The organism is Micromonospora sp. KC721 (assembly GCF_004348355.1).
Taxonomy (GTDB): Bacteria; Actinomycetota; Actinomycetes; order Mycobacteriales; family Micromonosporaceae; genus Micromonospora.
Genome location: NZ_SMJY01000002.1, coordinates 82,423 through 106,581, shown reverse-complemented (window position 1 = coordinate 106,581; position 24,159 = coordinate 82,423). Strand labels below are relative to the sequence as shown.

Below are 24,159 nucleotides of genomic sequence, written 5' to 3'. Positions count from 1 at the left end.
CCCCCTGGCCGCCTGGCGCGCCGCCTGGCGCGAAGCCAGCTACCAACCCCCGCTGGAGAAAACCGCACCCCTGGGCCTGCCCGCCCTCCGAGAAGCCATCGCCGCACACCTACGCCGCACCAGGGGCATCGCCGTAGACACCGACCAGGTCATCGTGGCCGCCGGCCTACGACAAGCCTGCTGGCTGCTGTTCGAAGCCATCGGCCAGACACCCACAAACAACCGCCGCATCGCCATCGAACAACCCGCGCCCGCCTACCCGGTACTCGCCGCACGACAGGCCGGCTGGACAGTCACCGCCCTACCAGAAAACACGATCCCAGAACCCACCGACACCGCCGACGTCGCGGTCGTGTTCGCCGAGGGAAACCACCCGCTCGGCACCGTACTACCACTGCACCGACGTCACGCCCTCGTCGACTGGGCCACCCGCACCGGCGGATACCTCGTCGACATCAGCACCGAACAAGCCACCTCCGGTGACGGCCTGCCGCTACCCGCACTCCTCAGCCTCACCGGCGGCCAGCAGGTGGCCATGGCCGGCACGATCGGCGACAGCCTCGCTCCCCCCGGCCTGGCCTACCTCGTCGTACCACCCGAAATCGCCCCACGCATCACCAACCTGATCAACGACGACGACACCCGGGTCGCCCGCACCACCCAAACCGCCTACACCCGACTACTACGCGACGGCGTACTCGCACACCGCGCCACCCGAATCAGTCGACTCTTCACCGAACGACGCGCACAGATACGAGCCGCACTCGACCCACTGCCACCACCCGCCCGCGTCATCATCGGCCCCCGCGGCTCGACCGCGACCCTGCTGCTGCCCCAGCAGTTGGCCGCCGCCATGACGGCCCAACTCGCCACACTCGGCATAGCCGTAACCCCACTGACCAACTATTACCGGATCAACCCCACCAACCCACCCGGCGGCATCGTGCTGGCCTTCGGCCACCTGGCCGACGAAGAACTCCACTGCGGAGTAACAGCCATCCGAGCCATCCTCGCCGGCCTAGGCTGACCGACCACCGTACGCGGCGAGAGCCGTCACCAGCCCCACCCGACCGTTGATGCCCAACTTGCGGTACACGTTGGTGAGGTGCAGTTCCACCGTCTTCGGCGTCACGAACAGCGATTCGGCAACCTGACGATTCGACAGGCCGGTGGCCGCCAACTCGGCTACCCGTCGCTCACTCGCGGTCAACACGGCCGAGACACCAGCCCGGGTCTCCGGTCGGCGCCCCACCACGGCCAACATGGCGTCGACCCGGCGCAGCAACGGCGGGCAGTCACACTGCGATCCAACTTCCCGGGCCGTGTCGAGCAGCTCGCGCGCCCAGCCGCGCCGACCGTGCTGGTGCGCCGCCCCGGCCAGCTCGACCAGGGCCTTGGCATACTCCAGCCGGGCCAGCGAGCCGGCCAACACGTCAACCGCCTCGCAGAGCAGGTCCAACCCGTCGTGCGGGCCGAGCACCACACCGGCGACGCGTAGCGCGCGGCCCCACGGCCGGGGCGCTCCCCACCGCCGAGCCAGTTCCACCTCGGCCATCGCCAGCCGCATCGCCTCCGCCGTACGCCCCATCTGATGCAGCGTGCGGGCCGCCTCGCTGCGCCAGGGCACGAGCGCCGGATTGTCCGCGCCGAAGGCGCGGAAGCGCCGCCCGGCGTCGAGCGCCGCCGCGAGCGCCCGCTCCCCGCCCACCGTCCGACGAAGCAGCCGGGCTCGCGTGTCGAGAAAGAAGTACATCGGCCCTACGGGCGGCGGCTCCTCCGGCAGCCCGGCCCATGCCAGCGCCGCCTGCGCACCAGCCAGGTCACCGCGTTCGGCCAGGATGTCGGCCAGGAACGGAGCCACGAACAGCCGGCCCAGCCGCACGCCGGAACTTTCGACCGCCTCGACGGCTGCCCGCGCCTCCCGTTCGGCGTCGGCCAGGTTGCCCCGCCACAGTTCGTCGAGCGCGGCGAACGCGTGGACCGGACCATAGGCCCGGACACTGCCCTGTCGGTAGACCTCCCGCCTGGCATGGGCGATGCTGGCGGCTGCCTGGTCGCTCTCGGCGGCCAGCAGGGTGAGCCAGCCACACACCAGCGGACTGTCGCCGGTGCCGTGGCGCACCAACAGTCCGTCGGCAAGCCCGCCGCCGGCCAGGGCGGCGGCTTCCGGCCGCGCCTCGAACGCCGCGCGCAGGGACAGCACGCAGTCCAGCGCGCGCCCGCCGACTGTCGGCAGTGGTCCGCCAGCCACGGGCGGCGCGATCTCGTCCATCAGGTGCAGCTGGTTCGGCTCCAGAACGGTCACGTTGACCAGGTACGCGTCGAGGGCGCTGCCCAGCCCGGCCAACTCGGTGGGCTCACCGGCGTCGGCGAGCGCGCTCCGTGCCGTTCGCCAGGCGCGCACCGCACCAGCGGTGTCGCCCTGGAACAGCCGTGCCTCGCCCAGCCGCAGCCCGATCTGGGCCCGGGCGCCCGGCGACGCCGCCAGATCGAGCGCCTCCTCGCCGTAGCGCGCGGCCGCGACCACGTCGGTCTGCATCGCCACGCCCGCGAGCTGGTCCAGCAGTTCGGCGCGGACGCGTTCGTCGGTGACCTCCGGCAGGGCCCGACGCAGGTATGTGTATGCGACTTCGGGCGATCCGCGGCCCAGCGCCGTCTCAGCGGCGTGCCTGAGTCGCGGGCCGGCCTCCGGTACCAGCCGGGGCGGCACACGCAGGAGGTGGGCGGCGATGAGCTCCGGCTCCGCCCCCACGGCGGCCAGATGCAGCGCCGCCGCCCGGTGCCCCTCGTGTCGCCGGTCGGGGCTGGCATGGTCGTAGGCCACCGTGCGCAACAGTTGGTGCGGGTAGGCCAGCCGGCCGTTGCCCGGTGCGTACACCAGTAGTTGGCTGCGCAGCAGCCGGTCGGCGGCGACCGCCGCCGTCTCCACGGTGACCCCGGCGACTGCGGCCACGGCCGGCAGGTCGGCCTCGTCGCCGAGCACGGCGACGGCATGCGCCACCGCCACCACATCGGACGGTAGTGCGTTCAGGTGGTCGGCGACCCGGGAGGCGGGGTGCGGCGGACGCACGTCACCCACCCGGCCGGCGCTGCCGGCCACCGGTGCGATGTCGTGCTCAAGGCAGCTTCGGGCCAGCTCGGTGAGCAGAAGCGGGCTGCCCCCGGTGCTCTGGTGACAGGCGGCGACGAAGTCGTCATCAGGGCGGGTGCCGAAGATGGCACCCAGAACGGCCGCCGCGCCGGCCGGGCTCAGCGGCCCTGGCCGCACGAATGTGGTCACCGGCGACTGCAGAATCTCGGCAAGCGGGTCGGACACGGGCGCACCGGAGGTCAACGCCAGGATCAGGGTGAGCGGCAGCCCGTCCAGCCGGGGTCGCAGGTAGGCGAGCAGACGCAGCGTCGGCTGGTCGGCGTGCTGGACGTCATCGATGATGATCGCCAGCGGTGCCTCCGCACACACGCCGACCACGAGCCAGTAGAGGCCGTGCAACACGGCCAGATCTCCGACGGGGCCGGCCGCTCTGGCGCTGAACACGGACGCGGCCTTCGCCGCCGCGCCGGTGAAGAGAGCATCGCGCGCCGGGAGGACCGGATCGCTGGCGAACATCGGCTCGAACAGCCGCCGCACCACGCCATAGGCGAAGTCGTTCTCCAGCGGCCGGCCGCCAGCCAGTGCGGTGCGGTGCTCCAGCTGCCGCAGTCGGTCGTTGACATCGGCGAGCAACCGGGTCTTCCCGATGCCGGCTGGGCCCTCCACAACCATGATCCGGCCGCCGGTGGCCGCGTCGGCAGTGACGGCGGCGGCCACGAGGTCGCGGACGTGCTCCTCCCGCTCCTGAAGGGGCGGTAGGTTGGTAGCGGGGCGCATCCCATTCCCGGCTCGGCGGCGGGCAGACCCGCGGCTGACGATCAGCGTCGCACTCACAGGCGGAGTCGATGATAGCGCGCCTGACAACCGTGCGATCAACCGCCGCAGATTGGTCGATGGAAGCAGCGTCCGACGACGTGCTGTCGTCGAGCTGCCTGTCGCACACCGGTGGTTGCCCGGCCGCCACTGCCCCTTCGGCCGCCATTGCCCCTTCGGCGGACGGCGGCCCTGCTGAGGTCAGGCTGCGCCAGCTCCCGAGTTCGCCGTCCTGTCGTGCAACGCGGCGGTGACGGCGGACGCGGTCGGTAGTAGTGGGCGCTGGACTCCCCACTCACCCCGCCGAGCATCCCGACAGTGAGGATCCACCCTTCCTACCACCGGCCGGCAACGGAACAGCCCTCGCGCCTGCCCGGACCCGGTCGCCGATCAGGTCCCCGGCCACGATGACCGGATTCGCGTCGGCGGTCGCCGGATCGTCGTCGGGGGGGACCTTCCGGGTGGTGTGGACCACGAGCTCATGATCAAAGTTCCGGCACCGCCCGGCGCTGGTACCGTCCGAATGGTGGGGAAGCGCCTGAGCCGGTGAGTGGAGGTGCCGACGTGACGGACTCCCCCTCCGGACCCAGCCGGCCCGACGGCTCCCACTCGCGGGACGCCCGGGCCGCACCGCACCACGCCGCCGACCGGCGGTTCCGCACCCTGGTGGAGGCGTCCACCGCGGTGATCTGGACCGCCGACGCGGTCGGGCTGATCATCGAACCGCAGCCCTCCTGGGAGGCCTACACCGGCCAGTGCTGGACGCAGTACCGGGGCAGCGGCTGGGGGTCGGCGCTGCACCCCGACGACCGGCCCCGCATTGAGGTCGCCTGGCGGGAGGCACTGGCCAGCCAGGCGCCGTTGTTCGAGGCGGAGGGCCGGCTCTGGCACGCCCCGGACGGGGCATACCGGCACTTCGCGGTCCGTGCGGCCAGCCTCCGTGACGCCGACGGCGCGATCACCGAGTGGATCGGCACCATCTACGACATCGAGGACCGGGTGGTGGCCGAGGCCGCGGCCCGGCGGACCATGGCGATCAGCGTGTCCCTGCTGGACACCGCGCCGGTCGGCTTCGGGATGGTCGACACCGACCTGCGTTACGTGCAGGTCAACCCGGCGCTGGCCCGGATGCACCGGGTGCCGGTGGCCGGGCACCTCGGGCGCCGACCCCGCGATGTGATCCCGACGTACGGCGCGCGGATCGAGGAGCTGATGCGCCAGGCGCTGGCGCGGGGGCCGATCCTGGGCGTCGAGTTCACCACCCCGGCCAGCGGCCCGGACCAGGCCCGGCGGGACCTGGTGGCGAGCTACTTCCCGATCCGCATCGCCGACACCGACGAGCTGGTGGGGCTGGGCTTCGCCATCGTCGACGTCACCGAACGCACCCGGCTGCTGGAGGCGCTGAACGAGGAACGGACCCGCTACGAGCGGCTGGCCGCCACCGACGTGCTCGCCGTCTACGGCGGCGAGGAGGACCGGGTCACCGAGGCCAACGAGGCGTTTCTGACCATGCTCGGCCACACCGCCGCCGACGTCGCCGCCGGTCGGCTGAACTGGCGCACGCTCACCCCTCCCGGCTGGGAGGAAGCCGACGCCCGCGCCCTGGCGGAGCTGCGCGCCACCGGCCGGGCCCGCGCCTACGACAAGGAGTACCGGCACGCCGACGGGCACGCCGTGCCGGTGCAGATCGGTGTGGTCGCGCTGCGCGGGCAACCGCTGCGCTGGCTGGCGTACGCGCTGGACCTGAGCGCCGAGCGGGCCGCCCAGGCGGAGCTGCGGCTGTTCCAGGCCCTGGTGGAGCGCTCCGGCGACTTCATCGCGGTGGCCGCCCCGGACGGACGGGCGGTCTACGTCAACCCGGCCGGGCGGGAGTTCGTCGGCCTGACCGACGGGGTGTGCCTGGACGACCTGCGGCTGCTGGACTTCGCCGCGCCGCAGGTGCGGGAGGTGTGGCGCCGGGAGCTGATCCCGGCCGCGCTGCGTGAGGGGCACCACCGGACGGAGAGCCGGCTGGTCCGGCTGGACACCGGCGAGCAGCTCGACGTGGACCACCAGACGTTCACCGTGACGGCCGGGGACGGCCGGGACACCGCCGCGTTCGTCGCCACGGTCGGCCGGGACATCAGCGACCGGCAGCGTGCGCTGCGGCAGGCCGAGGGGCTGGCCCGGCTCGCCGGGGCGCTCAGCTCCGCGCAGGAGGGTCGCGCGGTGGTCGAGGTGGTCACGTCCCTGGCCCCGGCGGTGGTCGGGGCGCAGCTGGTACGTCTGGCCGTCGCACCGCCCGGCGCGACGACGCTGGAGGTGTCCGACGGGGCGGGGCCGCAGCGGCTGCCGGTGACCGCCGACGTGCCGCTGGCCCGGGCCGTGCGGGACAACGCCGAGGTGCCGCTGCCCGCCGGCGCGGGGACCTGCCTGCCGCTGCGCTACGGCGACGGTGGGGTGCTCGGCGCGCTGGAGGTGCGGTGGGAGCGGCCGGCCGTCGACCCGGCGCAGAACGGTCACGGTCACCGCGAGGACGAGGCGCGGCGCAGCCTGCTGTACGCCGTGGCCGGGCTGTGCAGCCAGGCGTTGCAGCGGGCCGAACTGAGCGGCTCGACGCAGGCGATGGCCGAGTTGGCGGCCCGGCTCAGCGTCACCCGCTCCACCGCCGAGGCGATCGAGGTGATCCTGACCGCCGCGCCTCGTGCGCTGTTCGCGGCGCTGCCGGAGCTGGCGATGCGGGACGAGGGACGCCGGGTGCGGCTGTGGTGCCAGGCGGTGCCGGGCACCACGGCGGTGACCTCCACCGAGCTGGCCGTCAACGATCCCCGACCGACCGTCGCGGCGTTGCGTACCGGCGAGCGGATCGTCCTGCGGGACCGGGCCGAGTTCGCGGCGCGGTTTCCGGGGCAGGCCGACCCGGTCGACGGGCACGGGATCGTCACCACGGTGGCGCTGCCGCTGCTGGACGCGCAGCGACAGCCGATCGCCGCGCTGGCCTTCGGGTGGCGTCGGGAACACCCGCTGCGCGATGGTGACCTGGCGCTGCTGAACACCATCGCCGACCTGTGCGAGCAGACCCTGGAGCGGGTCCGGCTGGCCGCCGCCGAACACAATCTGGTGACCCGGCTGGCGGGGCGGCTGCGCACCTCGGCCACCCGGATCCCGGCCAGCCTGGAGATCGCCACCCGCTACCAGCCGGCGATGAGTGGCCTGCACCTCGGCGGAGACTGGTACGACCTGATCGCGCTCGACGGCGACCGGCTCGCGGTGGTGGTCGGCGACGTGGTGGGCCACCAGGTGGAGGCCGCCGCCGACATGGCCCAGCTGCGGACCGTGGTGAACACCCTGATCCGCACCGGGGTGCCGCTGGCCGAGGTGTTCCCCCGGTTGACCGAACTGCTCGGGGTGGGGTTCCTCGGCACCTGCCTGGCGATGGTGGTGGACCCGGCGGCCGGCGAGGTGACGGTGGCCCGGGTCGGGCACCCGCATCCGGTGCTGGTGCCCGCCGGCGAGCCGCCCCGGTCGGTGGCCACCGCCTCCGCGCTGCCGCTGGGTCTGGTCCGCGAGCCGGTGCCGGTGACCACGGTGCCGTTCGGCCCGGGCGACCTGATGGTGGCGTACACGGACGGGCTGGTGGAGCGACGCGACCAGCCGTACGACGCGGGGGTAAAAGCGCTGCACGAGGTGATCGTGCCGGTACGTGACCAGCCGGTCGGGGCGATCGCCGACGCGATCCTGGGCAAGCTGTCCGCCTCCGACGACGACCAGGCACTGGTGGTGATCCGGCGCGTCGGTTGACCGCGTGAGCGGATCAGTCGAGGCAGAACTCGTTGCCCTCGGGGTCGGCCAGCACGATGTGACCGGTGCCGAGTGGGGGCGCCGGCTCGTGGCGGCGCAGCCGGGTGGCACCGTGGGAGACGAGCCGCTCGGCCTCCGCCTCCAGGGCCGCCATCCGCGCGTCACCCTGCAGTCCGGGTGCCGCCCGCACGTCGAGGTGTACGCGATTCTTGACCTGCTTGCCTTCCGGCACTCGCTGGAAGAACAGCCGTGGCCCGGAGCCGTCGGGGTCGACCACCGCCGCCGCGTCGTTGCGACGCTCGGGCGGCACGCCCATCGCCTCCAGCGCCTGCTCCCACGACTCGAATCCACCGGGCGGGTCCGGCAACCGGTAGCCGAGGGCCTCCGCCCAGAACGCCGCCAACCCGGCCGGGTCGGCGCAGTCGAAGGTGACCTGGATCTCGCGGGCCATGTCAGCTCATCCCCCGTCGAATCTGCTGGTTGTTGGGCTGGTTGAGGTCGCACCGGCCGAGTTGCTCGCGCGGTGGGTTCCCTTTCGGGTCGGTCATGGCACCAGTCTCCCGACCATAGCGGACAGGATCGTTCCGTGATCCGTGGAACGATGAACGGGTGACCGTCGAGGGGACCACCGAGCGGGTGCTGCGGTTGTTGGGGCTGCTGCAGCGTCGGCCCTCCTGGACGGCCGCCGAACTCGCCGCCGAGTTGGGCGTCACCGACCGCTGCGTGCGCCGCGACGTGGGGCGGCTGCGGGCGCTCGGCTATCCGGTGCACGCCACGGCGGGCGTCGGTGGCGGTTACCAGCTCGGCTCGGGCACCCGGCTGCCGCCGCTGCTCCTCGACGACGAGGAGGCGATCGCGACGGCGGTGTCCCTGCGGCTGGCCTCGGGGGGCACGGTCGCCGGGGCGGGCGAGGCAGCCCTGCGGGCGCTCGCCAAGCTCGACCAGGTGATGCCGCCCCGGCTCCGTGCCGAGGTGCGGGCGGTGCACGGGGCCACCGAGACCCTCGTCGGCCCCGGAGTCGAGGTCGACGCGGAACTGCTGGTGACGCTGGCGCGGGCCTGTCGCGACGCGGTGCGGGTGCGGTTCCGGTACGCCGGCCGCGACGGTGGGGAGCAGGAGCGCACGGTCGAGCCGGTGCGCATGGTCACCACCGGCCGCCGCTGGTACCTGATGGCCCGGGACGTGGAGCGCGACGACTGGCGCACCTTCCGGCTGGATCGGATGCGCGCGGTGACGGCGACGACCTGGCGCTTCCGGCCGGGGGACCATCCGGACCCGGTCGCCTACGTGCAGCGGTCGGTGACCGGGGCGCCGTACCGGCATCTGGCCCGGGTGCGGCTGCACGCCCGGCCGGAACAGGTGCAGGAGCTGGTGCCGCCCCAGCTGGGGCGCGTCGAGGACGATCGGGACGGCTGGTGCGTGCTCGTCGTGGGCGGAGACGACCTGGGCTGGCTCGCCCTGCAGGTGGCCCGGCTGGGTTTCGAGGCGGAGGTGCTGCAGCCTCCGGAGCTGCGGGAGGCCGCCGCCCAGCTCGCCCACCGCCTCACCGCCATGGCCCGACCCGCGGGAGCCTCACCCGTTTCGGCAGGTTCATGTGCCTTGGGTAGCTGATGCGCACCGGGGCTCCGTCGACCGCAGACAGCGACAATGATCTATTGCATGAACTGGGTACGCAGCATCGCCGCGATTGTGGCGACAACCGCGGTCGCCGTGGCCGGCGCCGGCACGCCGGCTTTCGCGTCACGCAACGTCGGCTGGTTCTACACCAGCAACGGCCGGGACGGGGTGTTCTTCGACGCCGACCTGGCCGGGCATCCGGGCTACGAGAAGATCACCGTCTGCGACAACACCACCGACGGCATGGGGACCCGGGCGATCATCCGCAACCAGAACGACCTCGACGACGAGGTCCTGATCTCGGATCCGTCGAACAACGGCCACTGCGAGTCGTTCCAGTGGGACATGTGGCCCGAGGAGACCCCGCTCAACATCTGGGTCTTCAACTACAAGGGGACCAAGGCCTACAACCTGGAAATCACCAACAACGGAGTTGCTTGACCAGCGCGGGCAGGGGCGGACGCCCCTGCCGCAGCGCCGGGACCGGTTCAGAGGGCGTGGCAGTCGGGGGCGACGGGGCGGTCGGTGAGCATCTGACGGACCGCGGTGTAGGTGGTGCCGTCGAGGACCAGACCCAGGTGGTTAACCACCCGCAGCGGGCAGGAGCCCTGGATCAGCACATTGGTGGCACCGTCGGCGAGCACGGCGTTGTCCACCGGGCGCACCAGCTCGTCCTGCCGGGTGCGAATCGTGTGCCAGCGGATCGCGCCGGGGGTGTCGTCGCCGCCGTTGAGGCTGGCCAGGAAGTCCGAACCGATGGACATCTGCTGGCAGGCCGGCACGCCCGCGCAGCTGCCCAGGCCGACCACCTTCAGGATGTTGGCGACGTACGTGCCGTGCTGTGGGCTGCCGAGGCTGACGTAACGGCCGACGGTGTCGACGCCGCCGAGGAACTTCACGTACCAGCGGGAGACCAGGCCGCCCTCGGAGTGGGCGACGATGTCGACCCGGGCGGCTCCGGTACGGGCCCGCACCTGCTCGACGTACCCCTGGAACGCCCGGGCCGACTCCCTGATGTCTCCGAAGCCGAGACCGGGAAGCTGGTAGATCGAGACGCGGAAGCCGTCGGCGCGCAGCCGCGCGACGATCGGCTCGTACGCGATGCTGACACCCATCAGGCCCCCGACGACGATGACCGGATTCGCGCCGGCGACGGCGGTCACCGGTTCGTCGAGGGCGGCGGAACGGGCGACGGCGGACTGTTGCGGGCCGGCATGGGCGGCGGTGGCGGGGACGAGCAGCGCGGTGACGGCGGCGGTGGCCGCGAGGATCGTTCGGAGCAGCATGGCTGCACCTCCGGTGGGAGGTACCCGGGAACCGGGAACGGGTGGGTGGGATCCGATCGATCGTGAGATCGATGATGATCGGTTCGATTCGCACCCGTCAATGAAAAGTTACGGGCCGGTAACGTGAAGTCGCTCCAGGAGCACAAACCGTCCTATCGGACGTGACACCCGTCGCCGTGGCCAGGACCTGCCACCCGACCATCCCGGCAGCGCGCGGCGAACCAGTCGGAAGACAGCAGCGTCAGCTAGGCGAGGCAACGATCGACACCGATCGCACCGGCGTCGGCGGTTCAGCGCAGGACGCGGACCAGCAGCAGGCTGGCGCAGTAGGCGATGGGGACCAGGGCGACACAGACGACGAAGCCGAGCGGGACAAAACGCCGCGAATCGACGGCGGCCAGGGCGGGACGGCCCCAGCGACCGAGGATGAGCCAGCCGGCGACGAACGTGAGCACCGGTAGACCGGCGCAGACCCACGCGCCGAGGGTGAAGCCGCTGGCCCGCCCCACCCCGGAGGCGACCACCAGCACCAGCATCAGCAGCACCCCGACGGCGGCGCAGGCGACGTAGACGGCGACCGCGCGGGCCGCCGGTGACCAGGTGGGCAGTAGAGCCGGCCGCTGGGCGAGGGCCTCGGCGCACCCGGTGCGCCGGTCCGCCTCGTCGACCAGCGCCCGCGCTGCGTCCAGCACCGCCGCCGCGTCGACATCGGTGCAAGCGGCATCGGCGGTAACGGGGCCGGCCGGCACGGGTGGGGACACCGCGATCGCCTGGCCGAGCCGGTCGAGGCGCTGCTCCTGCCCGGCGAGCCGCTGCCCGAGCTGTTCGACGCCCGCGTGCAGCCGGTGACGCCGCTCGATCTCGGCGGCGATCTCCCGCTCCCCGCCGCGTACCCGGGCGGAGAGTTCGCGGACGGCGGCGGCGTACTCCTCGAAGGTGGACACTCAGTGCTCCTCGCCGGGCAGCGTCACCCGCAGCGCGAACGCCGCCTCGGCCCGCACGGCCGGTTCCAGTCGCCCGGCGAGCGCGCGCACCGCCCGCGCCGGCGGGTCAGCGTCCAGCAGCACCGGTACGGCCAGCCCGGCGCCGTCGTCACCGTACGGGTTCCCAGGCGGGTCGCCGACCCAGGCGTACCGCTCGTCGAGCCGGACCGCCGTGGTGGCGCCCGGCGGCGGCGCCTGCCCGGACGCGGCAGCCGGGTAGCCGGCGAGCAGCACGCAGACCGCCGCGGCCGGCCCGGCGTGGGTCAGCGCGGCCAGCCGGGCCAACTCCCGGGGACCGGGGGCGGAGGCGGCCACCACCAGCAGCAACTCCTGGTCGTCGCGGTCGAAGTGCCGGGCGGCCAGGGCGTGTGCCTCGGCGGCGCCGAGCAGCGCGGCGATCTCCGCCTCGGTGGTGGCGGTCACACCGAGGACACCGGCGTCCCGCAGCGGACGCAGCGGCAGGAAGGTGGCGCCCAGCGCGGCGGGGTCGATGCCCACCACCCGGACCGTGCCGGGGGCGGTGGTGGCGAGCAGCCGCAGCACCAGTACCCGCAGCAGCACCGCCACCCGGGGGTCGCGGGCGTCGGCGTTGACGGCGAGGTGCCGGCCGGCACCCAACGGCACCAGCAGCGGAAAGCGACCATCGGCGGTGGACGCCGCGCCGATCCGGACCGGCGCGACAGTGCCCGCCGGTCGGGCGGCCGGCGACCCGGGTGCGGTCAGTGTCTCGGCGAGCCGGCCGAGCCGGGCGACGAGGTCGACGGTCCGCTCCGGCACGGGCCGGCCGGCCAGGCGGTCGAGCAGGACCCGGGCCTCGGCCAGCCGCTCCCGCGCCTGCCGGTGCGCGGCGACCGCCTGCCCGTACGCCGAAGCGAGCCTGCCCACCCTCTGCTCCCCACGACGTGCCGTCCGGTCGTGGAAACCCTAGTGGAGACGTTGCGGCCACGCACCAGCCGACCATCGGCCGGGACGCCGTCCGACCGGGCACCTGACCTGCCGGTACCACCGCGTTCACAAACATCAATTAGGTTGATCACGCGAGCATCCCCGACGGAGGGAGTCCCTTTCGTGCGACGCGTTCTCACGGCGGCCATCGCCGCCCTGACCGTCACGACCGCCGGCGCCCTGGTGGCCGGCAGCCCCGGCCAGGCCGCCGACCGACCCGGTCGGAGCCGGCAGATCCCGGTCGCCGCATCCACGCCCGGCAGCCCCGGCCTGGGTGACGGCTACTTCCCGACCTACGGCAACGGCGGGTACGACGTCGACCACTACGACGTCCGCCTGCGCTACGACCCGGCCACCGACCGACTCACCGGCACCACCACCATCCTGGCGCGGGCCACCCAGGACCTGTCCCGGTTCAACCTGGATTTCCTGCTCGACGTGGAGGCGGTCCGGGTGAACGGCTGGACGGCCCGGTTCACCCGCGACGGCAGCCATGAGCTGGTGGTCACCGCGCCGCGCGGCATCACCAGAGGCCAGGCGTTGACCATCGTGGTGACGTACTCCGGCGTGCCGTCGGAAACCCTGCTGGACGGCTACACCGGCTGGACCCGCACCGCCGACGGCGCGCTGGCCGTCAACGAGCCGGAGTCGGCCTGGTGGTGGTTCCCGGCCAACGACCACCCGCTGGACAAGGCCACCTTCGACATCTCGGTGTCGGTGCCCAGCGGCGTCGAGGTGGTCAGCAACGGGGTGCAGCCGCGTCCCGCGCTCGCCGAACCCGGCAACCGGGTCCGGTGGAGCTGGCGTACCACCACACCCACCGCCACCTACCTGGCGTTCCTCGCCATCGGCCAGTACGACCTGGTCGCCGACACCGCGCCGAACGGGCAACCGGTGGTCAACGCGTACAGCACCACGCTGGGCGAACTCGCGCCGGCCGCCCGGGCCAGCATCGAGCGCACCGCCGAGATCGTCGACTGGGCCGGCGGGGTCTTCGGGCCGTACCCGTTCGAGGCCCAGGGCGGGGTGGCCGGACCGGTCGACGGCATCGGGTTCGCGCTGGAGACGCAGACCCGGCCGGTGTACGGCCCGGGCTTCTGGCGGCGCGGATCCAACCCGTACGTGGTGGTGCACGAGCAGGCCCACCAGTGGTTCGGCAACTCGGTGTCGGTGGCGCAGTGGCGCGACATCTGGCTGAACGAGGGCCTCGCCACCTACGCCGAGTGGCTGTGGTCCGAGGCACAGGGCGAGGGCACCGCCCAGGAGGTGTTCGACTTCACCTACGCCGCCTATCCGGAGGACTCCGCCTTCTGGCAGGTGCTCCCGGGTGACCCCGGCGCCGGCCGCATCTTCCACGACGCGGTCTACGACCGGGGCGCGATGGCGGTGCACCAGTTGCGGCTCGCCGTCGGCGACGAGGCGTTCTTCGCGCTGCTGCCGGCGTGGACCGCCGCGCACCGGCACGGCAACGCCACGATCGCGCAGTTCCAGGCGTTGGCCGAGCGGATCTCCGGCCTGGACCTGGACGATGTCTTCACCACCTGGCTGTTCACCGCCGGCCGTCCGGCCCTACCGACCGCCGCCCGTGCGGCGCTCGCTCCGCAACAGCCGAAGTCATGGACGAAGATCCGCGAGGCGCACCAGGCGCGGCGGCACTGACCCGGCGGACGGCCGGCTGTCCGTGCCGCCCGGACAGCGACGGCCCGGTCACCGGCGGTGTGCTCCACCGGCGACCGGGCCGTCAGCGACCGCGTCAGCGTGCGGCGAGCGGCTGCCGGCCGGGATCCACCGGCGCGGGCAACCCGCCAACCCCGCCCAGGTAGGTGTGGATGGCCGCGGCGGCGGCCCGGCCCTCGGCGATCGCCCAGACGATCAGCGAGGCACCCCGGTGCATGTCGCCGGCGACGAAAACGCCGTCGGCGTCGGTCTGCCAGTCCGGGCGTGCGTCCACCGCGCCGCGCGCGTTGCGGGCCACCCCGAACTGCGCCAGCAGCGGCTGTTCCTCGGTGCCCTCGAAGCCGATCGCCAGCAGCACCAGGTCGGCGGGGAGCTCCCGCTCCGAGCCGGGCAGCGGGGTGACGATCCGCCGGCCGTCCCGCTTCTCCACGGTGACCTCGGCGATCCGCACCCCCTTCACCTGGCCGGTGCCGTCGTCGACGAACTCCTGCACCGCCACGGCGAAGACCCGCTCGCCGCCCTCCTCGTGCGCCGGGTAGTTGCGCAGCACCCACGGCCAGGTCGGCCACGGGTCGCGGGCGGCGTCGCGGCTGTGCGGCGGCTCGGGGTACAGGTCAAGCTGGTGCACCCCGGCCGCGCCCTGCCGGTGGGCCACGCCCAGGCAGTCCGCGGCGGTGTCACCACCACCGATGATCACCACATGCTTGCCGGCCGCGTCGATCGGCATGCCGTCGGGCAGCACCGCCAAGGCCGGTCTACCCTCACCGGCCGCGGCGACCACCCGGTTCGAGGCCACCAGGTGCGTCATCGCCTGGTGTACGCCGCGCAGCGCCCGCCCCGGCGTCTCCGGGGTGTCCCGGCCCTGCAACGCGCCACAGGCCAGCAGCACCGCGTCGTGCTCGGCGCGCAGCTGCTCGGCGGTCACGTCGACGCCGACGTTCACCCCGGTGCGGAACCGCACCCCCTCGGCGGCCAACTGGGCCAACCGGGCGTCGATGTGCCGCTTCTCCAGCTTGAAGTCGGGGATGCCGTACCGGAGCAGGCCGCCGATCGCGTCGTCGCGCTCGTACACGGTCACGGCGTGACCGGCGCGGGCGAGTTGCTGCGCGGCGGCGAGCCCGGCCGGGCCGGAGCCGACCACGGCGACCGACCGGCCGGTCGGTGGCGGCACCGGCTGGGGCCGCAGCCCGCCCCGGGCCGCCGCCGCGTCGGCGATCTCCACCTCGACCTGCTTGATGGTGACCGGCTGCTGACCGCCGAGACCGAGCACGCACGCCGCCTCGCACGGCGCCGGGCAGAGCCGGCCGGTGAACTCGGGGAAGTTGTTGGTGGCGTGCAGCGACTCCACCGCCGCGTCCCAGTTGCCGGTACGGACCAGGTCGTTCCAGTCCGGGATGCGGTTGCCCAGCGGGCAGCCTTCGTGGCAGAACGGGATGCCGCAGTCCATGCAGCGGGTGGCCTGCTCGCGGACCAGTTCCTCACCGGCGGGCGGGTACACCTCCCGCCAGTCCATGATCCGCACCGGCACCGGGCGTCGGGCCGGCAGCCGCCGGTCGTAACGCAGGAAACCGTTCGGGTCAGGCACGAGCCACCTCCTGGACCGCCACCCGCGCAGCGGGCAGCACCGGCGCGGCCAGCGCAGACATGACCGCGTCGTCGACGTCACGGCCGGCGGCTTCGGCGGCCTTCATGATCTCCACCACCCGGCGGTAGTCCCGGGGCACCACCGCGGTGAACTCCTCGGCCGCCTCCGGCCAGCGCTTGAGCAGCTCCGCCCCGACGGCCGAGTCGGTCTCCGCCACGTGCCGCTGCACCAGGTCGTGCAGCAGGTCACGCTCGGAGTCGCGCAGCGGGGTCAGATCCACCAGTTCGGTGTTGACCCGCGCGGTGTCCAGCCGCCACACGTACGCGGTGCCACCCGACATGCCGGCGGCGAAGTTGCGGCCGGTCTCGCCGAGCACCACCACCGTGCCGCCGGTCATGTACTCGCAGCCGTGGTCGCCGACCCCCTCGACGACCGCCACCGCGCCGGAGTTGCGCACGGCGAACCGCTCCCCCACGCGGCCACGCAGGAACAACTCACCCGCGGTGGCTCCGTACAGGATGGTGTTGCCGGCGACGATCTGGTCCTCGGCCCGCTGCCCGGTCGGGGCCTCGGGGTCGACGAACGGCGCGGCGGCGTCCGGGCGGACCACGACCCGCCCGCCGGACAGCCCCTTGCCGACGTAGTCGTTGGCGTCTCCGTGCAGCCGCAGTGTCACCCCGCGCGGCAGGAACGCGCCGAAGGACTGCCCGGCGGTGCCGCGCAGCACGAACTCGATGGTGCCGTCGGCCAGTCCGGCACCGCCGAACCGGCGGGTGACCTCGCCACCGAGCATCGCGCCGACGCTGCGGTGCTCGTTGCGCACCGCCACCTTGACCCGGACCGGCGTGCCGTCGCGCAGCGCCGGCTGCGCCAGCGCGATCAGTTCGTTGTCCAACGCCAGCTCCAGGCCGTGGTCCTGGGCGCGCACACCGCGCCGCGCGGCGCCCGCCGGCAGCTCCGGCAGATGCAGTACGCGCGACAGGTCCAGCCCGTGGGCCTTCCAGTGATCGACCGCCGGGGCGACGTCGAGTAGCTCGGTGTGCCCGATCGCCTCCTCGATGCTGCGGAAGCCCAGCTCGGCCAGGTAGCCGCGGACCTCCTCGGCGAGGAAGAGGAAGAAGTTCTCCACGAACTCCGGCTTGCCGGTGAAGCGCTCGCGCAGCACCGGGTTCTGGGTGGCGATGCCGACCGGACAGGTGTCCAGGTGGCAGACCCGCATCATCACGCAGCCCTCGACGATCAGCGGGGCGGTGGCGAAGCCGAACTCCTCGGCGCCGAGCAGCGTCGCGACGAGCACGTCCCGGCCGGTCTTGAGCTGGCCGTCGACCTGCACGGTGACCCGGTCGCGCAGCTTGTTCAGCAGCAGCGTCTGCTGCGCCTCGGCCAAACCCAGCTCCCAGGGGGTGCCGGCGTGCTTGAGCGAGTTCAGCGGCGACGCGCCGGTGCCGCCGTCGTGGCCGGAGATGAGGATGACGTCGGCCTTGAGCTTGGCCACGCCGGCCGCGACGGTGCCCACCCCGGTCTCGCTGACCAGTTTCACGTGCACCCGGGCGGCCGGGTTGACGCACTTGAGGTCGTGCACGAGCTGGGCGAGGTCCTCGATGGAGTAGATGTCGTGGTGCGGCGGTGGGGAGATCAGGCCGACGCCCGGGGTGGCGTGCCGGGTCCGGGCGATCCACGGCCAGACCTTGTTGCCGGGCAGCTGGCCGCCCTCACCGGGCTTGGCGCCCTGGGCCATCTTGATCTGGAGGTCGTCGGCGTTGACCAGGTATTCGCTGGTCACGCCGAACCGGCCGCTGGCGATCTGCTTGACCGAGGAGCGGCGGTTCGGGTCGTACAGGCGCTCGACGTCCTCACCGCCCTCACCGGTGTTGGACTTGCCGCCGAGGCGGTTCATCGCGATGGCGAGCGTCTCGTGCGCCTCGGCGGAGATCGAGCCGTACGACATGGCGCCGGTGGCGAACCGCTTGACGATCTCGCTGGCCGGCTCGACCTCCTCGATCGGCACCGCCGGCCGGACCCCGGTACGCAGGGTGAACAGGCCCCGCAGCGAGCCGCCCTTCGCGGCCAGCTCGTCGACCTTCGCCGTGTACTGCCGGAAGACGTCGTACTGGCGGCTGCGGGTGGCGTGCTGGAGCAGGAAGACCGTCTCCGGGTTGAACAGGTGCAGCTCACCCTCGCGGCGCCACTGGTACTCGCCGCCGACCTCCAGCCGGTCGGAGCCGCGCGCGCCCGGCGCCGGCCAGGCCAACGAGTGCCGGGCCGCGACCTCGGCGTGGATCTCGTGCAGCCCGATGCCGCCGATGGTGCTCGGGGTGCCCCGGAAGTACCGCTCGACCAGGCGGGTGTCCAGGCCGACCGCCTCGAAGACCTGCGCTCCGCAGTACGACGACACCGTCGAGATGCCCATCTTGGACATGATCTTCAGGACGCCCTTGCCGAGCGCCTTGACGTAGTTCCGGATGGCCTTGTCCGGTTCCAGGCCCACCAGTGCGCCGGTGGAGATCATGTCCTCCACCGACTCGAAGGCGAGGTACGGGTTGACCGCCGCCGCGCCGTACCCGATGAGCACGGCCGCGTGGTGCACCTCCCGGCAGTCGCCGGTCTCGACGACCAGCGCCACCTGGGTCCGGGTCTGCTCCCGCACCAGGTGCTGGTGCACGGCGGCGGTGAGCAGCAGCGACGGGATGGGCGCGAGGTCGGCGTTGGAGTCCCGGTCGGACAGGACCAGGATCCGCACGCCGTCCTCGATCGCCTCGGAGACGTGCCGGCAGATCTCGGTCAGCCGGGCCTTGATGCCGGGGCCGCCGTCGCGGATCCGGTACAGCCCGGAGACCCGCACGGCCTTGAAGCCGGGCAGGTCGCCGTCCTCGTCAATGTTGAGGATCTTGGCCAGCTCGTCGTTGTCGATCACCGGGTAGGGCAGCACGATCTGCCGGCAACTCGCCGGGCCGGGATCGAGCAGGTTGCCCTCGGGGCCGATGGTGGACGCCAGGCTGGTCACCAGCTCCTCCCGGATGGCATCCAGCGGCGGGTTGGTGACCTGGGCGAAGAGCTGGTGGAAGTAGTCGTAGAGCAGCCGAGGCTTGGTCGACAACGGGGATATCGGGGTGTCGGTGCCCATCGAGCCGATCGGCTCGGCGCCGCTGCGGGCCATCGGGGCGAGCAGGATCTTCAGCTCCTCCTCGGTGTAGCCGAAGGTCTGCTGGCGGCGGCGCACCGAGTCGTGGGTGTAGACGACGTGCTCACGCGGCGGCAGGTCGCCCAGCTCGATCAGACCGGCGTGCAGCCAGTCGGCGTACGGCTCGGCGGCGGCGAGCTCCGTCTTGATCTCGTCGTCCGAGACGATCCGCCCGTTGACCGTGTCGACCAGGAACATCTTGCCCGGCTGGAGGCGGCCCTTGGCGACCACGGCGGCCGGGTCGAGGTCCAGTACGCCCGCCTCGCTGCCCAGCACGACCAGGCCGTCGGCGGTGCGCCACCAGCGGCCCGGGCGCAGCCCGTTGCGGTCCAGCACCGCCCCGACGATCTCACCGTCGGTGAAGGCGACCGAGGCGGGACCGTCCCACGGCTCCATCAGGCTGGCGTGAAAGCGGTAGAAGGCCCGCTTGTCCGCGCGCATGCCCGGGTCGTTCTCCCACGCCTCGGGAATCATCATCAACACCGCGTGCGGCAGGCTCCGCCCGGCCAGGTGCAGCAACTCCAGGACCTCGTCGAAGTTCGCCGAGTCGGAGGCGCCCGGGGTGCAGATCGGGAAGACCCGCCGGATGTTGCCGGGGATCTCGGGACTGCGCAGCAGGGCCTCGCGGGCCTGCATCCAGTTCCGGTTGCCGCGAATGGTGTTGATCTCACCGTTGTGGGCGATGAACCGGTACGGGTGGGCCAGCGGCCAGGACGGGAAGGTGTTGGTGGAGAACCGGGAGTGCACCAGCGCGATGGCGCTCTCCATCCGCTCGTCGGTCAACTCCGGGAAGTACTCCGGAAGCTGGTCGGGGGTGAGCATGCCCTTCCAGGTCATGGTCCGCGACGACAGCGACGGGAAGTACGCCGGCACGCCCCGCTCGGCGGTCTCCCGCTCGGCCTGCTTGCGTACGCAGAAGACCACCCGGTCCAGGTCGAGACCGGTCAGCGGGGTGCCGGCCGGACCGGCCGGGGTGTCGGTGAGCCGGTGCGCGGCGAGGAAGATCTGCCGGATGCGCGGCATCGCCTGAAGCGCGGTCTCCCCCAGCCCGCCGGGATTGGTCGGCACGTCCCGCCAGCCGAGCACCTCGGCCCCCTCGACCAGGGCGTACTTCTCGACCACCTGCCGAGCACGCGCCTCGGCGGCGTCGTCGTCGGGCAGGAAGACCAGCCCGGTGGCGTACTGGCCGGCCGGTGGGAGCGGGAACTCCACCACCGCGCGCAGGAAGGCGTCCGGAACCTGGATCATGATCCCCGCGCCGTCGCCCGTGTTGTGCTCCGCGCCCCGCGCGCCCCGGTGGTCCAGGCGGCAGAGCGCGTCAAGGCCGCCAGCCACCACCGCGTGGGAGCGCCGGCCGTACAGGTCCGCGACGAAGGCCACGCCGCACGCGTCGTGCTCGTTGGCCGGGTCGTAGAGACCGGCCGGGGACGGGGCCGACTGCGGGCTGTGAGGGTACGGAAAGGCCACCGGGCCTCCTGTCGTCACTCAGGTTGGATCATGGTCGGGACGACGTCGGCCCTCAGCGGTCTATTGAGTCTACGTTAGGGCGACCCATGCAAGGCCAGTGCGGATTGATCACACCGTCCAGAGTCTGGGACGTGTAGTCTCGCGCGGTGGATCCTACCCAGCGCGACCTGTTCGTCCGGTTGGAACGCTTCTACGACGCGGTGCCCAGAGACGCCGCCCGTGGCGAGGAACACGGTGCCCTGGTGCTCTTCGTCCGGGACGGGGCCGGCTGGCCGTTCTACGCCCGACCCCGTCTCGACGCCACCGCGCCGCCGTCGCTGGCCGATGTGGTCGCGGTCCGGGAACGGCAGCGGGAACTGGGCCTGCCCGAGTCCTTCGAGTGGGTCCACGAGACCACTCCGGACCTGCTCGCCGTCGCCCGCGCGGCCGGGCTGAACGTCCTGGAGGCACCGCTGATGGTGCTCGACCCGACCGCGCTGCCCGACCCGGGCACGCTCACCGACGTACCGGTGCGGCTGCTGGACCCCGAGGCGCCCGACTTCGCGGCCGACGTGGCCGCCCGGCGCGCGGTGGCCACGGTCGGCTTCGCCGCCGCCGGCACCGCACGCGGTGAGGCCGGCCCGGCCGCCCGTGATGCCGCCGTGCCCACGCTCGACGTGAGTGCCCTCGACGAGGAACGGGCCCGGATCGTCGACGGCCGGCGGCTCTCCGCGCTGGCCTGGACCCCCGAGCAGGGCGCCCTCGCCAGCGGCATGGCGATGCGGGTCGGCGACGTGGCCGAGATCGCCGGCGTCGCCACGCTGCCGGCCGCCCGTCACCGGGGCCTGGGCGCGGCGGTCACCGCAACCCTCGCCCGCGCACTGCTCGCCGCCGGCACCGACCTGGTCTTCCTCTCCGCCGGCAGCGAGGACATCGCCCGGGTCTACCTGCGGGTCGGCTTCCGCCGCATCGGCACCGCCTGCATCGCCGAACCCACCGCCCTGATCTGACCCCGCCCCGGACGGGTTCGGGTCAGGAGGGGGACGGAGGACGCCACTGGGCGGCGGCGGACGCGGCGCTGGAGAGCAGGCGAGGGCTGATCGTGCCCAGGGCGGCGTCACGGGCCCGCAGGGCCAGCCGACCCCGGGCCTGGAGGACCGCCGACATACGGCGGGTCTGCCGCACCACGGTCGCGGCGCGGGGGCGGCGCAAGCGGTCGTACGCCTGCAGGGCGTCGGGCAGCGTCGACTCGCGCAGCAGCGACGCCAGGGTCGCCGCGTCCTCGAAGGCCAGGCAGGCGCCCTGCCCCAGGTGCGGCGGCATGGCGTGCGCGGCGTCACCGAGCAGCACGACGCCGCCCGGACCGACCGGGAAGCCGTACGCCCGGGGCAGCGGGCGTAGCTCGCGTACCTCCTGCTGGACCAGGTCGTCCGGCTCGGTGGCCTCCAGTAACGCGCCGACGGGGGCCGGCCAGCCGGCGTACCAGCGCCGCAGCAGGGCGAGCTGGGTTTCGGGCGGCTCCGGTCGGGGTGCGCCGGCGGCGGTGGCCACCCAGTAGACGCCGCCCCGGCGGGAGGCCCCGGATGACCCGCGCTCCCCCAGCGAGGCGGCGACGAACCGGTAGCCGGCGCCGAGCACCTCCCCGCCGAGCGGTTGGTCGGCCGGGAACCTCGGTGCCCGGTACCAGGGGATCACCGCTCGCCAGGAGGCGGAGCCGGAGCTGACGACCGTGGCCTCGGGGGCGAGCCGTCGGCGTACCGCGCTGTCGACGCCGTCCGCGGCGACCACCAGATCGGCCTCGACGAGGTGGCCGCCGGCACCGACCGCCGGACGCTGCCCCGGCCGGACCTGCACGGTGTCCACGGCCACCCCGGTACGCAGCTCCGCCCGGTCGCCGAGGCCGGCGATGAGGGCGTCGTGCAAATCCTCGCGGTGCACCACCACCGGCATCCGGTCCGCCGGAGTGGGCCGCGGCTGCACCAACCAGTGGCCGTCGGGGCGGCGTACCCCGCCGTCGGGCACGGCGGTGACGATCGCGTCCAGGCCCGCGCCGAGGCCGAGCGCCTGCAGTGCGCGGACCCCGTTGGGCCAGAGCACCACGGCGGTGGGTTCGGGTCGGACCCGGCCCGACCGTTCCAGCAGGGTGACCTGCCAGCCGGAGCGGGCCAGCGCGCCGGCCACCGCCAACCCGCCGAGTCCGGCACCGACCACCACCGCGGTCCGCATCCCCGTCCCCCGCTCAGCGTTCCCGGTCGGCGGGTCCGGCGCCGGCCGTACCCGACGGGCCGTCCCGGTCGGCGGTGGCGGCCGGCATCGCATCGGCGGCGTCCTGGGCCCGCGTCGCCCGGGCTTCGTCCCCGGGGGCCTGCTCATCGGTGTCGGCAGCCGGCGTCCCGAGGTCCGCGGCGTCCGCGCCGGTCGCCGTGGGCGGCGTGGCGGCGGGTTCGTCGGGGACCTCGCCGGTCTCCTGGTACGCCCGGAACTGCTCCTCGCTCACCGTCCGGTATCCCTCGGGCGCGGCAGCCCGCGGGCCGTTCCCGGTGCGGGAGAGGTCGACCTGGGAGACGTCTCCGCCGGGTGGCGGGGCCGCGACGGGGACGCCCACCGGGACCAGGTACTCGCGGGGGCCACGCACCCGCAGGAAGTAGATCAGCGCGCCGAGAAACACCAGGGCGGCGGTCCACACGTTGATCCGGGCCCCGAGGATGCGGTTCGCCTCGTCGGTACGCATGATCTCGATCCAGAAGCGACCGGCGGTGTAGCCCATCACGTACAGCGCGAAGGCCCGACCCTTGCCCAGTTTGAGTCGGCGGTCCAGGACGAAGACCAGGGCGGCGACGCCGATGTTCCAGATCGCCTCGTAGAGGAAGGTCGGGTGGTAGAGCCCGGGCAGCAGGATCGGCTGCCCGGCGTCGTCGCGCAGCGCGTGGCCGGGGTTGACCGGGTCCATCTTGTGGATCTCCAGGCCCCAGGGCAGCGTGGTCCGGCCACCGTAGAGCTCGTTGTTGAACCAGTTGCCGAGCCGCCCGACGGCCTGTGCCAGCGGCAGGCCGGGGGCGAGCGCATCGGCCACCACGGTGAGCGGGAGGCCCAACTGGCGGGCGGCGATCCAGGCGCCGACCGCGCCACCGGCGACCGCGCCCCAGATACCGAGACCGCCTTCCCAGATGGCGAACGCCTTCAGCGGCTCACCGCCGGCACCGAAATACTTCTCCGGCGAGGTGATCACGTGGTAGATCCGGGCCCCGACGATGCCGAACGGGACGGCCCAGACCGCGATGTCGAGCACCGCGCCGGGGGCCACCCCGCGTTGACGCAACCGGCGCTCGGTGACCCAGCAGGCCACCACAATGCCGAGGATGATGCAGAGCGCGTACGCCCGGATCGGCACCGGCCCGAGCTGCCACACGGCGGTGGTCGGGCTCGGCAGGGCCGCCTGCGGGACGGTCGAGGCGAGGGTCACGGCTGCACAGGCTACCGTTGCGGACCGCCACCGCGGCACCCCGGTCCGCACCGATCCGCGCGCCGATCGGTCCGACGTCGGCCCGACGCCCCACGCCTGGGCCTACCGTCCACCGGTCCCATGCCCGACGCCTTCGCCCAATCTCCACTCGGCCAGCGCCAGATGCGCTGTCCCCGTCCATGGTCAACTCGGCCTGCGGCACCTCGCGGTGTCCACGGCCCGAGAGACCGCAAGGTGCCGCAAACGGAGCCGGTCAATGGCACGGCAGGCTCGATCACGCGGCACGGACAGG

The 24,159-nt window shown here is 73.2% G+C and carries 15 protein-coding genes; 6 read left to right on the top strand and 9 right to left on the bottom strand.

Annotated features, from left to right (window positions below; translation table 11 throughout):
- Window positions 1-1,027: aminotransferase class I/II-fold pyridoxal phosphate-dependent enzyme (locus tag E1182_RS00935; protein ID WP_132260676.1), on the top strand; the 1,027-nt coding region annotated here is incomplete at its 5' end.
- Here the strand turns inward: E1182_RS00935 and E1182_RS00930 are convergent.
- Window positions 1,019-3,868 (bottom strand): LuxR C-terminal-related transcriptional regulator, encoded by a 2,850-nt coding sequence (locus E1182_RS00930; protein ID WP_132260675.1) that lies wholly within the window; start codon window positions 3,866-3,868, stop codon window positions 1,019-1,021. The genes E1182_RS00935 and E1182_RS00930 overlap by 9 nt on opposite strands.
- A gap of 600 nt (window positions 3,869-4,468) precedes the next feature.
- Between E1182_RS00930 and E1182_RS00925 the strand changes: the two genes are divergently transcribed.
- Complete coding sequence (locus tag E1182_RS00925; RefSeq protein ID WP_165942459.1) at window positions 4,469-7,684, top strand: SpoIIE family protein phosphatase; 3,216 nt, start codon at window positions 4,469-4,471, stop codon at window positions 7,682-7,684.
- A 13-nt stretch (window positions 7,685-7,697) separates the two neighbouring features.
- Here the strand turns inward: E1182_RS00925 and E1182_RS00920 are convergent, their stop codons facing one another.
- Window positions 7,698-8,135, bottom strand: coding sequence for a VOC family protein (locus E1182_RS00920; RefSeq protein WP_132260673.1), 438 nt, complete (start codon window positions 8,133-8,135; stop codon window positions 7,698-7,700).
- A gap of 158 nt (window positions 8,136-8,293) precedes the next feature.
- Here E1182_RS00920 and E1182_RS00915 point away from each other — a divergent pair, with 158 nt between their 5' ends.
- Window positions 8,294-9,295 (top strand): YafY family protein, encoded by a 1,002-nt coding sequence (locus E1182_RS00915; RefSeq protein ID WP_132260672.1) that lies wholly within the window; start codon window positions 8,294-8,296, stop codon window positions 9,293-9,295.
- 48 nt (window positions 9,296-9,343) lie between these two features.
- Window positions 9,344-9,742 carry a hypothetical protein gene (locus tag E1182_RS00910; protein ID WP_132260671.1) on the top strand — a complete coding sequence of 133 codons (399 nt, stop codon included), beginning with the start codon at window positions 9,344-9,346 and terminating at the stop codon, window positions 9,740-9,742.
- A gap of 47 nt (window positions 9,743-9,789) precedes the next feature.
- Here E1182_RS00910 and E1182_RS00905 read toward each other — a convergent pair whose 3' ends face one another.
- The 3 genes from E1182_RS00905 to E1182_RS00895 all read right to left on the bottom strand — a co-directional run bounded on the left by E1182_RS00905 (window position 9,790) and on the right by E1182_RS00895 (window position 12,455).
- On the bottom strand, window positions 9,790-10,587 hold the full coding sequence (locus E1182_RS00905; RefSeq protein ID WP_132260670.1) for an alpha/beta fold hydrolase: 798 nt from the start codon (window positions 10,585-10,587) through the stop codon (window positions 9,790-9,792).
- 290 nt (window positions 10,588-10,877) lie between these two features.
- On the bottom strand, window positions 10,878-11,531 hold the full coding sequence (locus E1182_RS00900; protein WP_132260669.1) for a hypothetical protein: 654 nt from the start codon (window positions 11,529-11,531) through the stop codon (window positions 10,878-10,880).
- Window positions 11,532-12,455 carry a hypothetical protein gene (locus tag E1182_RS00895; RefSeq protein WP_132260668.1) on the bottom strand — a complete coding sequence of 308 codons (924 nt, stop codon included), beginning with the start codon at window positions 12,453-12,455 and terminating at the stop codon, window positions 11,532-11,534.
- 183 nt (window positions 12,456-12,638) lie between these two features.
- On the opposite strand from E1182_RS00895, the gene E1182_RS00890 reads away from it, so the two are divergent.
- The gene (locus tag E1182_RS00890; protein WP_132260667.1) at window positions 12,639-14,174 is read left to right on the top strand and encodes a M1 family metallopeptidase; all 1,536 of its coding nucleotides are present in this window, start codon (window positions 12,639-12,641) and stop codon (window positions 14,172-14,174) included.
- 94 nt (window positions 14,175-14,268) lie between these two features.
- Here the strand turns inward: E1182_RS00890 and E1182_RS00885 are convergent, their stop codons facing one another.
- Window positions 14,269-15,777, bottom strand: a complete 1,509-nt coding sequence (locus E1182_RS00885; RefSeq protein WP_132260666.1) for a glutamate synthase subunit beta — start codon at window positions 15,775-15,777, stop codon at window positions 14,269-14,271.
- A complete protein-coding gene (gene gltB / locus E1182_RS00880; protein WP_132260665.1) occupies window positions 15,770-20,425 on the bottom strand; it encodes a glutamate synthase large subunit in 4,656 nt (1,551 codons plus the stop codon). The genes E1182_RS00885 and gltB overlap by 8 nt, the downstream gene beginning before the upstream one ends.
- 146 nt (window positions 20,426-20,571) lie before the next feature.
- Between gltB and E1182_RS00875 the strand changes: the two genes are divergently transcribed.
- Window positions 20,572-21,414, top strand: a complete 843-nt coding sequence (locus E1182_RS00875; protein ID WP_132260664.1) for a GNAT family N-acetyltransferase — start codon at window positions 20,572-20,574, stop codon at window positions 21,412-21,414.
- Window positions 21,415-21,436: 22 nt separating this feature from the next.
- Here the strand turns inward: E1182_RS00875 and E1182_RS00870 are convergent, their stop codons facing one another.
- Window positions 21,437-22,630 carry an NAD(P)/FAD-dependent oxidoreductase gene (locus E1182_RS00870; RefSeq protein WP_132260663.1) on the bottom strand — a complete coding sequence of 398 codons (1,194 nt, stop codon included), beginning with the start codon at window positions 22,628-22,630 and terminating at the stop codon, window positions 21,437-21,439.
- Window positions 22,631-22,643: 13 nt separating this feature from the next.
- On the bottom strand, window positions 22,644-23,867 hold the full coding sequence (gene lgt / locus E1182_RS00865) for a prolipoprotein diacylglyceryl transferase (RefSeq protein ID WP_132260662.1): 1,224 nt from the start codon (window positions 23,865-23,867) through the stop codon (window positions 22,644-22,646).
- Window positions 23,868-24,159: the final 292 nt, after the last annotated feature.